Origin of the sequence: Variovorax paradoxus, from assembly GCF_024734665.1 — a bacterium.
In the GTDB taxonomy this organism is placed as follows: domain Bacteria; phylum Pseudomonadota; class Gammaproteobacteria; order Burkholderiales; family Burkholderiaceae_C; genus Variovorax.
In genome coordinates this window covers 4,338,119-4,352,719 of record NZ_CP102931.1, presented here as the reverse complement: position 1 = coordinate 4,352,719, position 14,601 = coordinate 4,338,119, and the positions used below count along the sequence as shown (strand labels likewise).

Genomic DNA, 14,601 nt, shown 5'->3' with positions numbered 1-14,601 from the left:
CGCCGGTCTGCAGCGCGGGTCTTGCTCAGGTCGTTTCCCGCATCCGCTTGATGTCGCGCAGCGGTGGCGCCCCGAACAGGCGGGCGTATTCGCGGCTGAACTGCGAGGCGCTTTCATATCCCACGCGCACTCCTGCGGTGCCGGCATCGATGCCCTGGTTCAGCATCAGTTGCCGGGCCTCTTGCAGGCGCAGCTGCTTCAGGTATTGCATGGGGCTCATGCCCGCCACGGCACGGAAGTGCTGCCGGAACGTCGATGGACTCATGTGCACGGAAGCGGCCAGATCGTCCGCCAGCACAGGCTGCGTGAAATTCATCTTGAGCCAGGCCATGCTCTGCGTCACCTGCTGGCCTGGAGAGCCGACTGCCACGAGGCGCTGCAACTGCTGGCCGTGGCGCCCGGCGAGCAGGCGAACGGCGATTTCCTGTTGAAGCAGCGGAGCGATCTGGGGAATCAGCCTGGGCTCGGCAAGCAGCTCGACGAGCCGCGTCACTGTGCCAAGCAGTGTCGGATCGAGATCGCCGAGCGACATGGCTCGATAGCTGTAGTCCTTTGTCGGTTGGGGCAACGCCATCTCGGCAGCTGCCTGCACGATAGCGCGCGAGTCGAGCTTGAGCATGAGGCCCAGAAATGGCTGCGCGGCGCTGGCCTGGGTGACATGTGCCACGACGGGGAGGTCAACCGTCGTCAGCAGCGATTGCCCCGCGGCATAGTCAAAAACCTCTTCGCCGAGCGCAACCCGCTTCTTCCCGCTGACAGTGATCCCCACGCCAAAGCCATAGATGCAATGAACAGGCTCGGTCGCGGCGCTGCGACGGTGGAGCGAGAGTTCGGGAATGGCGGTGATGAAGTCGCCGTCATTTTTGACAACGCTTCCGACCGCTTTGGCCAAGCCGCTCAGGACGGCCGATTCGCTTTGCTGCGTCAGCTGCGGCGCTTCCATTTGAATCCTTTCGGGGGTGCTCGAACAAAGTCTAGCTCGCGCACTTCGCCCGGCCCGCGTTTCTGGCGCGGTCTCGTCGTTTCAGGCAAGAACACGCGCGCTTTCGGCAAACGAGTCGACGGGTCCCGGGCAGACACTGGCACCAACCGAAAGGAACTCCCCATGACTGACAAGAAAATCTGGTTCATCACCGGCGCGGGCCGGGGCTTGGGCGTCGACATCGCCAAGGCCGCCTTGGCCGCAGGCCACGCCGTTGTGGCCACTGGCCGTGACCCTGCGAAGGTGGCTGCGGCCATCGGCGACCATGCAGACCTGTTGAGCGTCAAGCTCGACGTCACCCGCCTCGACGACGCCAAGGCCGCGGTGGAAGTCGCCATTGCGAAGTTCGGGCGCATCGACGTGCTGGTCAACAACGCGGGCAACTTCTACGCCGGCTTCTTCGAGGAGCTGAGCCCAGAGCAGGTCCGCAACCAGATCGAGACGCTGCTGTTCGGCCCGATGAACGTCACCCGCGCCGTGCTGCCGATGATGCGCAAGCAGCGCTCGGGTCTGGTGCTCACCATCTCTTCGACTGCGGGGATTGCCGGCGGAATGTTCTGCACTGCCTATGCCGCGGCAAAGTTTGGCGTCGAAGGATGGATGGAGTCGCTTGCCCCTGAGCTTGCTCCCTTCGGCATACGCACCATGCTGGTAGAGCCAGGCTTCTTCCGCACCGAGCTGCTCACCGCCGGTTCGACCACTTTCGCCGAGCCGAACATCGACGACTACGCCGAGCGCACCAGGGAAACCGTTGCAGCCTGGAGCAGCATGAGCGGCAAGCAGGGCGGCGACCCCGCCAAGCTCGCAGACGCCATCGTGCGGCTTGCCGCGCTCGAAGAGCCGCCGGCCCGGTTCGCCGCAGGTGCCGATGCCGTGCAGACCTTCGAAGCCAAGGCCAACGCGCTGCTTGCACAGGCTGGCGCGCATCGCGACTTGTCCACGTCTCTTGCCTACGACGACCGGAAACAGCAATGACCAACGACAGCATCGCAACCGTCCAGCGTTCCTTTACCGCTTCCCTCGTCGTAGCGCTGGGTATTGGCGTGAGCGTCGTTGCATGGCCGGCACGCGCAGTGGCCAGCCAGGCGCTGGCGCAGAAGTACGCGTGCGTCGCATGCCACCAGGCCACGGCCAAAGTGGTAGGCCCATCGTGGAAAGACATTGGGGCGAGGTACGGCGAAGGAAAGGGAACGGCCGCTCAGCTGGCTGCAAGCATCAAGGCCGGCAGCTCGGGAAAGTGGGGCGCGATGCCGATGCCGCCGCAAACCCAGATCCCCGATGCCGACGTGCAGTCGCTCGCGCAATGGCTGCTCGACGGCGCCAAGTGAATCCGATCCAACCTACCCAGGAAGAACCGAACATGAGCGCGCTCCACATCAACGGCCGTGAACACACGGTCGATGTCGACCCCGGCACCCCCATCCTCTGGGCCCTGCGCGACACGCTGGGCATGACCGGCACCAAGTTCGGCTGCGGCGCCGCGTTGTGCGGCGCCTGCACCGTGCATCTGGACGATCAGGCCATCCGTTCGTGCATCACGCCCATCTCCGCCGCCGAGGGCAAGAAGATCACGACCATCGAAGCGACCACCGGCGGCAGCGACCGGGTCGGTGCGGCCGTGCACACCGCATGGGTCAAGCACGACGTGGCGCAGTGCGGCTACTGCCAGAGCGGCCAGATCATGAGCGCGACTGCCTTCCTCAAATCGCTGCCCCGGGGCAAGCAGCCCAGCGCCGACGAGATCGATTCGGCCATGGTCGGCAACATCTGCCGCTGCGGCACCTACGCCCGCATTCGCGCCGCCGTGGCCGATGCGGCCAAGACCCTCGCCTGAAGGAGCCGCCATGCTGACCAACATCGACTACCGCGAACTGCCGCGCGCCATGCAGCGCCTGATGGCCCAGGCCCCGACCAGCGAAGCCGCCACGCTGCCCCGTCGCAGCTTCCTGAAGATGGCCGGAGCCGGCGGCCTCGTGCTCGGCGCCTTTCCTCATCTGGCCATGGCGCAGGCCGATGGCGCAGCGCAGGTGGCCGGCGCGCTCAAGCCGACGCAACAGCCGTCGGCCTTCGTGCAGATCGCACCCAACGGCGAAGTCACCGTCACCATCAACCGGTTGGAATTCGGCCAGGGCGTGCAGACCGGCTTGCCGATGATCCTGGCCGAGGAGCTCGATGCGGACTGGGCCCTGGTGCGCAGCCGCAATGGCTCGAGCGACGCGGCCTACGTCGACCCGCTCTTCGGCATCCACCTGACCGGTGGCTCCAACTCGATCAAGAACAGCTTCACGCAGTACCGCGAGCTGGGCGCGCGCGCCCGGGCCATGCTGCTGTCGGCGGCGGCTGCGCGCTGGAAGGTCGACGCGGCCACCTTGCGCACGCAGGCTGGCACGGTGCTGGGCCCGGGCGGGCGCAAGCTGGGCTACGGCGAGCTGGCCAAAGCGGCCATGGCCCTGCCGGTGCCCGAGAAGGTCACGCTGAAGGATCCCAAGGACTTCCGGATCATCGGCCGTCCGACCACGCGCCTGGACGCGCGCGCCAAGAGCAGCGGGCGCCAGGATTTCGGCATCGACGTGCGGCATCCCGGTCAGCTCACGGCGGTCGTGGCTCATCCACCGGTGTTCGGCGCCCGCCTGGCCTCGGTGGACGACAGTGCGGCGCGCGCCGTCAAGGGCGTGAAGGCCGTGCTGCGCGTGCCGCTGGACCGCGGCGCCGAAGGCGTAGCCGTGGTGGCCGATGGCTACTGGCCCGCCAAGCTGGGCCGCGACGCACTGAAGCTGCAGTGGGACACGGCCTCCGTCGAGAAGGTGGACACCGAGAAGCAACTGGCGCAGTACCGCGAGCTGGCCGGGCGCCCGGGCTCACGCAAGTTCGACGCCGACATGGCACCGCTGGCCACGGCGCCCCGGCAACTGGAAGCCGAGTTCGTCTTCCCCTATTTGGCTCATGCGCCCATGGAGCCGCTGAACTGCACCGTCAAGCTGTCGAATGGGCGCGCCGAGCTGTGGGTCGGCACCCAGTGCGCCGGGCTGGACGCTGCCGCCGCCGCGCGCGTGCTGAGCCTCAAGCCCGAGCAGGTGACGGTGCATGTGCAGATGGCGGGCGGTGGCTTCGGCCGGCGTTTCGTGGGCACCAGCGACTTCGTGGTCGAGGCCTGCGAGATCGCCAAGGCCGCGCGTGCCGCCGGCTTCGACGTGCCGGTGCGCCTGCTGTGGAGCCGCGAAGACGACATCAAGGGCGGCTACTACCGCCCCATGCATCTGCACCGCGCACGCATCGGCTTCGACGAGCGCGGCAGGATCCTGGCGTGGGACCACGTCATCGTCGGCCAGTCGATCACCACGGGCACGGTGTTCGGAGAATTTCAGGTGAAGGACGGTATCGACGCCACGGCCACCGAGGGCATGCGCGATCCGTACCCGCTTCCGATGCGCCTGACGGTGCATCACCCCCAGGTCAACGTGCCCGTGCTGTGGTGGCGCAGCGTGGGTTCCACCCACACCGCCTTCGTGATGGAGACCCTGATCGACGAGATCGCCCGCAGCACGAAGCAGGACCCGGTGGCATATCGGATGCAGCTCTTCGCAGACAAGCACCCACGCCACCGCGCCGCGCTGCAACTGGCCGTGGACAAGAGCGGCTACGGCAAGAAGCAGCTGCCCGACGGCCGTGCCTGGGGCGTAGCCGTGCACGAGTCATTCGACTCCGTGGTGGCCTATGTGGTGGAAGCTTCGGTGAAGGACGGCCAGCCGGTGCTGCATCGCGTCACCAGCGGCGTGCACTGCAACCTGGCGGTCAACCCGCGCAGTGTGGAGGCGCAAGTGCAGGGAGCGGCGGTGATGGGACTGTCGACGTGCCTGTCCGGCGGTGCGATCACGTTGAAGGAGGGCGTTGTGCAGCAGAGCAACTTCGGCGATTTCACCGTGGCCCGCATCACCAACATGCCGGAGTTCGAGATCCACATCGTGCCCAGCGCCGATGCACCCACCGGCATGGGCGAGCCCGGCCTGCCGCCATTGGCACCCGCGTTCGCCAACGCCATCGCGCGGCTGACCGGCAAGCCCTTGCGCCAGCTGCCCTTCAATCTGGCTTGACGACGGGGCGCGCGGACGAAACCTAGATAGCGGCCGGTGCCGGCGCGCGCACCTCGCCCCGCACATCCTGCGGCGCAAGCGCGGCGGCGGGCGGCGCAAGCCGTGGCTGCGGCCGGTTCGCCGCGCCGCCATTGCTGGCGACCATGCTCTCCGGCTTCATGCGGAACAACTGCGTCAGCGCCGCGCGGTACTGCGCCTCGCCGATCGAATTGGTGTTGTGGTGGGAGCCGCCCTCGACCAGCACGAACAGCTTGGGCACGGTGGCCGCGTCATACAGCTTGCGGCCCAGCGTCGGGTTGATGAGGCTGTCGGCCGTGCCATGCACCACCAGCAGCGGCGAGCCAATGTCCTTGACCGTGTTGATCGCTTCGAATCGCTGCGTGATGAACGGGCCGAAGGGCAGCCAGCCCCACTTGAAGCCGCTGACCACGTCGGCGATCGAGGTGAAGGTGCTCTCGACGATGGTGCCGCTCTCGTCGTTCACATGCGCCGCCAGGTCGATGCCGATGGCGCCGCCGAGCGAGTGGCCGAAGATGTAGCGATGTTGTTTGGGGTGGCGCGCGGCCAGCCAGGTCCAGGCGGCGCGGGCGTCTTCGCGGGCCGATTCCTCCGAGGGCAGGCCCTTGGAGCTCTTCCCGAAGCCGCGGTAGTCGATGGCCAGCACCGAGAAGCCCAACTCGTGCATGCGCTGGATGCGCGGCGCCGAGCCGGCCACGTTGTAGCGGGCGCCGTGCAGGTACAGCATCACGGGGGTGTCGGTGGTCTCGGGTGCGCCGCCCAGCCACAGGCCGTGCAGGCGCGCGGGCTCGCCGGTGAGGGAAGACTGGAAATCAATCCACACGTCTTCCATGCCCTGGGTCATGGAGGCGGTGTTGCCCCAGCTGCGGTCGCTGGGCTGGAAGATCCATTCGCGTTGCTGTTCGTCAAGCGTCGAGCAACCGGCTGCCAGCAGGGCACAAAGCGAGAGGACAGACGCGAGGAGGGTCCAGCGTTTCATCATGGGGTTGAGGGACAGCGAAGTCGGCGGAAAAGTTCACCTGCTTTCACCTTGGTGCGCCGACACTGCACCTTGGTAACCCCCCGAAACAACGCTCACCGGCGCTTTACCGAGCCTATGCAACGTGCGTGCCCGCAATCCCGATGACTGCGGAAAACCCTAGAAAAAAGGCTTAAAGCGCTGATTTGCCCTATCGGCCGCGCATGAACAGCGAATCCAGCTCGCGAACCGACAGCTGGCGCCAGGTCGGCCGGCCGTGGTTGCACTGGTCCGAACGTTCTGTTGCTTCCATCTGACGTAACAGTGCGTTCATCTCGTCGATGGTGAGCTTGCGGTTGGCTCGCACCGCCCCGTGGCAGGCCATGGTGGACAGCAATTCGTTCTGGGCACGCTGAACCACCGTGCTCGCGTCGTGCTGGCCCAGTTCGGCCAGCACGCTGCGTGCCAGCTCCACCGGATCGCCGTCGGCCAGCGTTCCGGGCACGGCACGCACCGCGAGCGTGCGTGCCGAGAAGGGGGTTATTTCCAGGCCCAGCGTCGGCAGCACCTCGGCGCAGGCCTCGGCCGTGGCCACTTCCTGCGGCGTGGCCGCGAAAGTGGCCGGAATCAGCAGCGGCTGGCTGCTGATGGCCGCACCGTCGAGCTGGGTCTTGAGCCGCTCGTAGACGATGCGCTCGTGCGCCGCATGCATGTCGACGATCACGAGGCCCTGGCTGTTCTCGGCCAGGATGTAGATGCCCTGCAGCTGGGCCAGCGCGCGGCCCAGCGGCCAGGCTTGTTCGTTGGTGGCGAGAGCAGCGTCGGCGTTCGCCGCCACGGGCAGCCCGACAGGGGCCTGGAACGTTGCCGGAGCCGCACTGGCCTGGGGCCAGAGAGACGATGCGGCCGATTCCGCCGCATGCTGCGCCGGCTGCTCACTGCGCCGAGGCCACATTGCCTCGAAATCGCCGGCGCCGCGCTCCTGCGATGTGAAATTGATGGCGGGCTGAGCCCAGCTGGCGTTCGACGGCAGCGGGGTCTGCTTGAAAAACGGCTGCGGTGCTGCGCCCGCTGGCGCCACTGCATCGCCGGCACGCGGGGCCGCCAGCGCATCCTCGATGGCATGGCGCACCGCCTGATGCACCTCGCGTCCGTCGCGAAAGCGCACCTCGATCTTGGTCGGGTGCACGTTCACGTCGACCCGTGCCGGATCGATCTCCAGGTACAGCGCGTAGATCGGCTGGCGCTGGCCGTGCAGCACGTCTTCGTACGCGCTGCGCACCGCGTGCGACAGCACCTTGTCGCGTACGAAGCGGCCGTTGACGTAGAAGAACTGCTGGTCGCCACGCGAGCGCGCTGCATCGGGGATGCCGGCACGGCCGACCACGCGCACCGGGCCGCCTTCGCGATCGACGGCCACGCTCTGCGTCACGAACTCGTCGCTCAGCGCATCGGCCAGTCGCTGCTCGCGCGTGGTGGCGGCGCGCCACTGCTCGACCAGCTTGCCGTCGTGCCAGACCGAAAAACCCACCTCGGGCCGTGCCAGCGCATGGCGGCGCACCGCCTCGATGCAATGGGCAAGTTCGGTGGCGTCGGTCTTCAGAAACTTGCGGCGCGCGGGCGTCGCAAAGAACAGCTCGCGCACCTCGACCGTGGTGCCGGTGGAGCGGGCCACCGGCCGCAGCTCGCCGGTGCGCCCATCGAGCGCGAAGGCCGTATCGGAGCCGGTGAAGCGCGAAAGAATGCTGAGCTCGGCAATCGCATTGATGGCCGCCAGTGCCTCGCCGCGAAAGCCCATCGTGCCGACCGTTTCGAGGTCGTTGAGGCTGGCGATCTTGCTGGTTGCGTGGCGGCGCAGGGCCACCGTGAGTTCCTCGCGGGGAATGCCCAGGCCGTCGTCTTCCACGGAGATCAGCCGCACGCCGCCCGAGGCCAGCCGCACCGTGATCTGGCTGGCGCCCGCGTCGAGCGCGTTGTCCAGCAGCTCCCGCACCACCGAGGCGGGGCGCTCGACGACTTCACCGGCGGCGATCTGACTGATCAGTTCGTCGGGGAGTTCGCGGATCGGGCGGCGTTCGGAAGGGGTGATGGAAGTGGGGAGGGCGCTCACCGGGGCATTCTAAAAGCCGTGTCGTTTTCAGCGCGGCATCAGGGTGTTCGACGGCAGCGTCTCGTCCAGCAGCTTGCGCGCCGTCTCGATGCCTGCCACCGGCAGCAGCTTCGCATCGAGCAGACCCACCTGCACCAGCACGCTGGCCTGGTCCCAGTAGATGTGCTCGTGATAGAGCTTGTCGCCGCGGAACTTGATGACGGCGAGCAACGGCACTTCCACGCGCTTGCCCGTCGGCGCAACGCCCGGGAGCATCCACGGGATCTCGGTGGTGTGCGTGAAGCAGAACAGCATCTCGTCGACCACCTGCGTGGCGCCCACCGTGCGCGAGATCGGCACCAGCGAGGTGTCGGGCGGATTGCTGTTGACGAAGTGGTTCGTATAGAACGCGTGCAGCGCCTTGTAGCCCACGCCGCCGGTCATGGTCGGGATGTGGTTGACGTACGGCTCGGCCACCATGGTCGACATGGTGTCGTCGACGTTGCGGGTGGCGAACTCGTATTCGCAGTGCTTGTCCCACAGTGCCGAGAGGTCGTAATGCGGGCCGATGGCGTCCTTCAGCGTGGCGATGCTGCGCTCGTGCGCCATCAGCGCCGAGGGCTTGTGGAAGTGTTCGCCGCCGGCGCGTGCGAAGGCGTGGTCCATGCCGGGATACACATACAGCGAGACGCCGGGCCGGCCCTGGAGCGTGGCGACGATGCGGTCGCGCGCCTCGGGCGGGCAGAACTTGTCGAGCTCTGCGATGTGCAGTGTGAGCGGGCGCTTGATCTTGTCGGCCTCGTCGAGTGCAGCGTCGATGCCCACGCCGTAGTAGCCGACGGCAACATCCGCATCGGTGCGGCAGGCCGCGAGGTAGGCCAGCTTGCCGCCCAAGCAGAAGCCGAGCACGCCGACTTTGGCGTCCTGCACTTCGGGCCGACCGCGCAAGGCGGTGATGGAGGTCTGCATGTCCTCCATACCCTTGGCCTCGTCGAAGCCGCCGTAGAGCGCGAAGGCGCGCTGCCAGTCGGCTTCGCTGTAGCCGAGCTCCACGTTCGGCTCCTGGCGCCAGAACAGGTCGGGCACCAGCGCCACGTAGCCTTCTTCGGCGTAGTAGTCGGCCACCTCGCGCATCGTGTGGTTGATGCCGAAGATTTCCTGCGCGAGCACAAGGCCCGGGCCTGTGCCGGCTTCGGGCAGGGCGAGGTAGCCGCGGAAGGTGCCGCTGCCGTCGGCGGCTTTCATCTGGATGTACTGGCCTGTCATCGTGTGTTTCTCCGGGTGGGGTAAGTAAGTCTTATGGCTGCTGCAGTTGCTTGAACATGACGAAGGCATCCACGAAGCCATGCTGCGGATGCCTGAACGCCCCGGGCAGCGTGCCGACGATGGCAAAGCCCAGCTTGCGCCACAGGCGCACCGCGCCTTCGTTGGTGGACACCACGAAGTTGAACTGCATCGCGCGAAAGCCCATGCGCACGGCCTCCTGCTGCGAGTGTTCGCACAGCGCCGATGCCACGCCCAGGCCGCGCGCGGCCTCGGACACTACGTAGCCGCAGTTGCTCACGTGCGAGCCGTGTCCGGGCTGGTTGGCCTTGATGACGTAGGTGCCGAGCACCGCGCCCTGCGCGTCGCAGGCCACGAAAGTGGCGGCGGGCAGGTTCATCCACGCATGACGGGCCTCGGCTTCGGTGACGTCGGTCGCGAAGGTGTAGGTGTCGCCGCGGCGAAAGGTGGGTTCGAGCACGGACCAGATGGCCGGCCAGTCTGCGTCGGTGGCAGCGCGTATGTGCAGCATGGGGTGATTCACAGGGCGTTCGGTTTCAACAAGGATAATCCGCGGCCATGGAAATCATCAGCTTTCTCGTCGACTTCATTCTTCACGTCGACAAACACCTCGAGGCCTTTGTCATTGCCTATGGCCCCTGGGTCTATGCCTTGCTGTTCCTCATCGTCTTCGTCGAGACCGGTGCGGTGGTGATGCCGTTTCTGCCCGGGGATTCGCTGCTCTTCATCGTCGGTGCGTTGTGCGGCGCGGGGCTCATGAGCTACCCGCTGGCCTGCGGGATCCTGATTGCGGCGGCCATTCTGGGCGACCAGTGCAACTACTCGATCGGCCGCTACTTCGGGCCGAAGGTGTTCCAGTGGGAGAACTCGCGCTTCTTCAACCGCAAGGCCTTCGACCAGGCTCACGGCTTCTACGAGCGCTACGGCGGCATCACGATCATTCTTGCGCGCTTCATGCCGTTCATTCGCACCTTCGCGCCGTTCGTGGCCGGCGTGGCCGAGATGAGCCGCGCGAAGTTCACCATGTTCAACGTGGTCGGCGCGCTGATCTGGGTGCTGGGCATTGCAACAGCGGGTTACTTCTTCGGCAATCTGCCGTTCGTGCGCCAGCATCTGGACAAGATCATCTGGGCGCTGATCTTCGTGCCGGGGCTGCTGGCGATCTTCGGCGCGTGGCGCGCCTCGAAGGCCGAGAAGGCACGCGAGGCGCAGGCCTCGCAGGCCTGACGACTGCCTGGCCGATCAGGCCGATCAACCAGCAAAAAAGCGCGCCGCTGGCGCGCTTTTTTGTTCAGGCCGTATCTCAGTAGTTCGGGCCGTTGCTCGGGTAGTAGCCGCTGCCTTGCGGATAGCGCTGCTGGTTGTAGTAGTTGCGTTCGTCGGCATTGCGGCCGACCTGGTTGCCGATGATGCCGCCGATGGCTGCGCCACCCACAGTGCTCGCAGTGTTGCCGCCGATGGCGTGGCCCACCAGCGCGCCGCCGACAGCGCCCACACCAGTCCCGAGGTTCTGGTTAGGGCCGCTCGCGCAGCCTGCAATCGTCATGACCGAAGTGGCTGCGAAAGCAGCGATCCAGAGACGTGTGTTCATGATGTCCACCTTTCGAGGAGTGATGAGTCATCATGTCCAGAAGGCCGGTGGCATCTGTGTAGGAGCCTGCCGCGCCTGCCTGTGCGGACTCGTGGGCCGCACGGCGTGGGACAGCAGTGCACGCTTTGGCTTTACAAAGCCGCGCGGCCGATCAGAGCTGCCGGCTGCGCGCCAGAGGCGGGTTCTGCGCAAAGTAGCGCTGAATGCCGCGCATCAGCGCATCGGCCAGGTTCTCCTGATAGTCGACGCGGCGCAGGTTGGCTTCTTCTTCCGGATTGCTGATGAAGGCGGTCTCCACCAGCACGCTCGGGATGTCCGGTGCCTTCAACACTGCGAAGCCGGCCTGTTCGACCTGGCCCTTGTGCAGCCGCGCGCCGATGTTCTTGATCTCGCCGAGCATCGCGCCGCCGAGCTTCAGGCTGTCGTTGATCTGTGCGGTGGTGCTCATGTCGAGCAGGGCGCGCTGCACCTGCGCCTCGTGGCCGCCGACGTTCACGCCGCCGACCTTGTCGGCATCGTTTTCCTTGTTGGCCATCCAGCGTGCCGCGCTGCTCGACGCGCCGCTCTGGCTCAGCGCGAACACGCTGGCGCCGCGTGCTGCGGGCGTGGTGAAGGCGTCGGCATGGATGCTCACGAACAGGTCGGCCTGCACGCGCCGCGCCTTCTGCACGCGCACGCCCAGCGGCACGAAGAAGTCGGCGTCGCGCGTGAGAAAGGCGCGCATCGGGCTGCCGTTCACGCTGCTCGCGTTGATGCGCTCGCGCAGCCGGTGCGCCACTTGCAGCACGATGTCTTTCTCGCGCGTGCCGTTGGGGCCGATGGCTCCAGGGTCTTCGCCGCCGTGGCCGGGGTCGAGCGCCACGATGATGATGCGGTCGGTGCGGCTGGCCGTGGCGGCAGTGCTGTTGCTGCCGCCGCGTGCGGCAGCCACTGGGGGAGGGGGCGTCACAGGCCTGACGGGCGCGGTGCCCACCACGGGCGGTGGCGGCGTAACGAGCACGGGTGGCGGTGTCTGCGGGCCGGGGCGCATCGACTGTTGCGCCATCAGTTCGCCGAGTGGGTCGGCGGCCGGTGCGGCCGGGGCAGAGGGCACGATGCCGGCCACGGCCGGGGCGTTGTTCGTGTTGCTGCCGCTGCCCGCGCGAGGCGCATCGCGCAGGCGCTCGGCAATCAGCGCTTCCATCGGGTCGATCGCCTGTTCGGGGTACAGGTCGAGCACCAGCCGGTGCTTGTATGCGGCCACGGGCGCGAGCGAGAACACCTGCGGCACCACGGCCTGCTTCAGGTCGAACACGATACGCACCACCTTCGGCGCGTTCTGCCCGACGCGCAGGCCATTGATGAACGGGTCGCCCGGCTTGATCTTGCCGACCAGCTCGCGCAGTTCGGGGCTGAGGTCGATGCCCTCGATGTCGACGGCAAGCCGCGGCGGGCTGCCCACCACGAGTTGCTGCGAATTGAGGCGGGCATCGGACTCGATGGTCACGCGCGTGTAGTCGGCTGCGGGCCACACGCGCACGGCGAGGATGGTGGCGCCGCGGGCGATCTGGTGCACGCCGAGCATCAGCGCGATGCTGCCGCCCTGCAGCAGCACGCGCCGTTTCAGGCCGGTCGCCTTCATGCGGCGATGCGCGCCAGCAGATCGCTGCCGCGAGGGGTGTTCGCGAGGAGGGTCACGCTGCGTGTGTCGTCAGTCATTGCTTCTATTTTAATAGCGAGGTCGGCAACCGGTGTGCGGCCCGCGGCGTTTTCTGGCCATTCGGCCAGCTTGAGGCCCGGTCCCGCGAAGATGTCGCGGAAGCCGGCATCGTCCCATTCGCGCGGATCGGCGAAGCGGTAGAAGTCGAAATGGAAGATCTGCAGGCCGTCGGGCGCCTCGTGGGGCTCGACGACCGCGTAGGTGGGGCTCTTGATGCGCCCCGCGATACCGAGCGCGCGCAGCAGGTGTCGAACGAAAGTGGTCTTGCCGGCGCCAAGGTCGCCATGCAGCGCGATGAAGGCATCGCGCAATGCGGGCGAGGACGCCAGGGCCAGCGCGAAAGCGTCGGTGTCGTCCTCGCTGCGCCAGCGCAGGCTGCGGGCGTTCTGGGTCGTTTCTACAATCGGCAAGTGATCGTCAGCCATCCACTCGTTGTTCGTATTCAGGCTTTGGCCCGGGAACTCGGATTCTCCCAAATCGGAATCGCGGGCGTCGATTTATCGAGCGCCGAGGCCGGTCTGATGCAATGGCTGGCCCATGGGTTCCATGGCGAGATGCAATACATGGCAACACACGGCACGCGCCGCGCCCGTCCTGCCGAGCTGGTGCCGGGCACGGTGAGCGTGATCACCGCGCGCATGGACTACCTGCCGCGCAGCACGCAGCCCGAGTGGCAAGCCATCGAGTTCGACCGGCTCACGCGGCCCGGCGAGGCCATCGTGTCGGTCTATGCGCGGGGCCGCGACTATCACAAGGTGCTGCGCAATCGGCTCGCGAAGCTGGCCGAGCGCATCGCCGAGGAAGTCGGCCCCTTCGGCCACCGCGCCTTCACCGACTCGGCCCCCGTGCTCGAAGCCGAACTGGCCTCGCGCAGCGGGCAGGGCTGGCGCGGCAAGCACACGCTGGTGCTCGACCGCGACGCCGGCTCGATGTTTTTCCTGGGCGAGATCTACGTCGACATGGAACTGCCGCCGAGCGAACCCGTCACGGCACATTGCGGCAGCTGCAGCGCCTGCATCGACATCTGCCCGACGAAGGCCATCATCGCGCCGCAGCGGCTGGATGCACGGCGCTGCATCTCGTACCTCACCATCGAGCACGGCGGGCCCATTCCGCTGGAGCTGCGTCCGCTGATGGGCAACCGCATCTACGGCTGCGACGACTGCCAGCTCATTTGCCCCTGGAACAAGTTCGCGAAGAAGAGCGAGTTGCCCGACTTCGATGCGCGCGAAGGGCTCACGGGCCGCACTCTGGCCGAGCTTTTCGCGTGGACTGAGGAGGACTTCCTGCGCCGCACCGAAGGCAGCCCGATCCGCCGCATCGGGCATGAGCGCTGGCTGCGCAACATCGCCGTGGCGCTGGGCAATGCGGCGCGAGCGGGCGAGGGCGATGCGCAGGAGGCGCTGGCGACGCGGGCCGAACACCCGAGCGAACTCGTGCGCGAGCATGTCGCCTGGGGCCTGGCGCAGCAGGCCACGAGCTGAGGCTTCAGGCAGGCAGGATCTCGCGCACGCGCCCCCATGGCCGGCACATCAGCGTGCCGCGCGGCGACACCACGATGGGCCGCTGCAGCAAGATGGGGTGCTCGACGATGGCGTCGAACAGCTGGTCGTCGGTCCACTTCGAGTCGGCCAGCTTCAGTTCTTCGTACGGCGCTTCCTTGGTGCGCAGCAGTTCGCGCGCGCCCATGCCCATCGCCTTCGCGAGCTCGCGCAGCTTTTTCTTCGGCGGCGGCGTTTCCAGGTACAGGACGATCTCGGGCTCCACGCCGCTTTCGCGGATCAACGTCAGCACGTTGCGCGAGGTGCTGCAGTTGGGCTTGTGATAAATCGTCATCGGGTAGACGGTGGTCGGTGTGCGTGCGGTCATGGTGTCGATGATAGAAAACA

The 14,601-nt window shown here is 66.9% G+C and carries 15 protein-coding genes; 6 read left to right on the top strand and 9 right to left on the bottom strand.

Annotation, left to right across the window (positions count from 1 at the left end):
• Positions 1 to 25 precede the first annotated feature (25 nt).
• Complete coding sequence (locus tag NWF24_RS20555; protein WP_258350140.1) at positions 26 to 943, bottom strand: AraC family transcriptional regulator; 918 nt, start codon at positions 941 to 943, stop codon at positions 26 to 28.
• 162 nt (positions 944 to 1,105) lie between these two features.
• Between NWF24_RS20555 and NWF24_RS20550 the strand changes: the two genes are divergently transcribed.
• From NWF24_RS20550 to NWF24_RS20535, 4 genes are read left to right on the top strand one after another with little or no spacing between them, the layout of a single operon-like run.
• The gene (locus NWF24_RS20550) at positions 1,106 to 1,957 is read left to right on the top strand and encodes an SDR family oxidoreductase (protein ID WP_258350139.1); all 852 of its coding nucleotides are present in this window, start codon (positions 1,106 to 1,108) and stop codon (positions 1,955 to 1,957) included.
• Entirely contained in the window at positions 1,954 to 2,310 is a 357-nt protein-coding gene (locus NWF24_RS20545; protein ID WP_258350138.1) for a c-type cytochrome, read from the top strand. Before NWF24_RS20550 ends, NWF24_RS20545 begins: the two co-directional genes overlap by 4 nt.
• Positions 2,311 to 2,342: 32 nt before the next feature.
• Positions 2,343 to 2,816, top strand: coding sequence for a (2Fe-2S)-binding protein (locus tag NWF24_RS20540; protein ID WP_258350137.1), 474 nt, complete (start codon positions 2,343 to 2,345; stop codon positions 2,814 to 2,816).
• A 10-nt stretch (positions 2,817 to 2,826) separates the two neighbouring features.
• Positions 2,827 to 5,073, top strand: a complete 2,247-nt coding sequence (locus NWF24_RS20535) for a xanthine dehydrogenase family protein molybdopterin-binding subunit (protein ID WP_258350136.1) — start codon at positions 2,827 to 2,829, stop codon at positions 5,071 to 5,073.
• Positions 5,074 to 5,095: 22 nt separating this feature from the next.
• On the opposite strand, the gene NWF24_RS20530 is transcribed toward NWF24_RS20535, so the two are convergent.
• The 4 genes from NWF24_RS20530 to NWF24_RS20515 form a co-directional block, all read right to left on the bottom strand.
• Positions 5,096 to 6,073 carry an alpha/beta hydrolase gene (locus tag NWF24_RS20530; protein WP_375338399.1) on the bottom strand — a complete coding sequence of 326 codons (978 nt, stop codon included), beginning with the start codon at positions 6,071 to 6,073 and terminating at the stop codon, positions 5,096 to 5,098.
• Between the two features lie 187 nt (positions 6,074 to 6,260).
• Complete coding sequence (gene mutL, locus NWF24_RS20525) at positions 6,261 to 8,159, bottom strand: DNA mismatch repair endonuclease MutL (protein WP_258350134.1); 1,899 nt, start codon at positions 8,157 to 8,159, stop codon at positions 6,261 to 6,263.
• Between the two features lie 27 nt (positions 8,160 to 8,186).
• Entirely contained in the window at positions 8,187 to 9,404 is a 1,218-nt protein-coding gene (locus tag NWF24_RS20520; protein ID WP_258350133.1) for a dienelactone hydrolase family protein, read from the bottom strand.
• A 31-nt stretch (positions 9,405 to 9,435) separates the two neighbouring features.
• Entirely contained in the window at positions 9,436 to 9,933 is a 498-nt protein-coding gene (locus NWF24_RS20515) for a GNAT family N-acetyltransferase (RefSeq protein ID WP_093057802.1), read from the bottom strand.
• Between the two features lie 47 nt (positions 9,934 to 9,980).
• Between NWF24_RS20515 and NWF24_RS20510 the strand changes: the two genes are divergently transcribed.
• The gene (locus NWF24_RS20510; RefSeq protein ID WP_258350132.1) at positions 9,981 to 10,649 is read left to right on the top strand and encodes a DedA family protein; all 669 of its coding nucleotides are present in this window, start codon (positions 9,981 to 9,983) and stop codon (positions 10,647 to 10,649) included.
• 76 nt (positions 10,650 to 10,725) lie between these two features.
• Here the strand turns inward: NWF24_RS20510 and NWF24_RS20505 are convergent, their stop codons facing one another.
• The 3 genes from NWF24_RS20505 to tsaE form a co-directional block, all read right to left on the bottom strand.
• Positions 10,726 to 11,013, bottom strand: coding sequence for a glycine zipper domain-containing protein (locus NWF24_RS20505; protein ID WP_093057920.1), 288 nt, complete (start codon positions 11,011 to 11,013; stop codon positions 10,726 to 10,728).
• Between the two features lie 151 nt (positions 11,014 to 11,164).
• On the bottom strand, positions 11,165 to 12,634 hold the full coding sequence (locus tag NWF24_RS20500) for an N-acetylmuramoyl-L-alanine amidase (protein ID WP_258350131.1): 1,470 nt from the start codon (positions 12,632 to 12,634) through the stop codon (positions 11,165 to 11,167).
• Positions 12,631 to 13,137 (bottom strand): tRNA (adenosine(37)-N6)-threonylcarbamoyltransferase complex ATPase subunit type 1 TsaE, encoded by a 507-nt coding sequence (gene tsaE, locus NWF24_RS20495; RefSeq protein ID WP_093180203.1) that lies wholly within the window; start codon positions 13,135 to 13,137, stop codon positions 12,631 to 12,633. The genes NWF24_RS20500 and tsaE overlap by 4 nt, the downstream gene beginning before the upstream one ends.
• On the opposite strand from tsaE, the gene queG reads away from it, so the two are divergent.
• The gene (queG, locus tag NWF24_RS20490; RefSeq protein WP_258350130.1) at positions 13,123 to 14,196 is read left to right on the top strand and encodes a tRNA epoxyqueuosine(34) reductase QueG; all 1,074 of its coding nucleotides are present in this window, start codon (positions 13,123 to 13,125) and stop codon (positions 14,194 to 14,196) included. The two genes, tsaE and queG, sit on opposite strands and share 15 nt — an antisense overlap.
• Positions 14,197 to 14,200: 4 nt before the next feature.
• Here the strand turns inward: queG and arsC are convergent, their stop codons facing one another.
• Positions 14,201 to 14,581, bottom strand: a complete 381-nt coding sequence (gene arsC / locus NWF24_RS20485; protein ID WP_258350129.1) for an arsenate reductase (glutaredoxin) — start codon at positions 14,579 to 14,581, stop codon at positions 14,201 to 14,203.
• Positions 14,582 to 14,601: the final 20 nt, after the last annotated feature.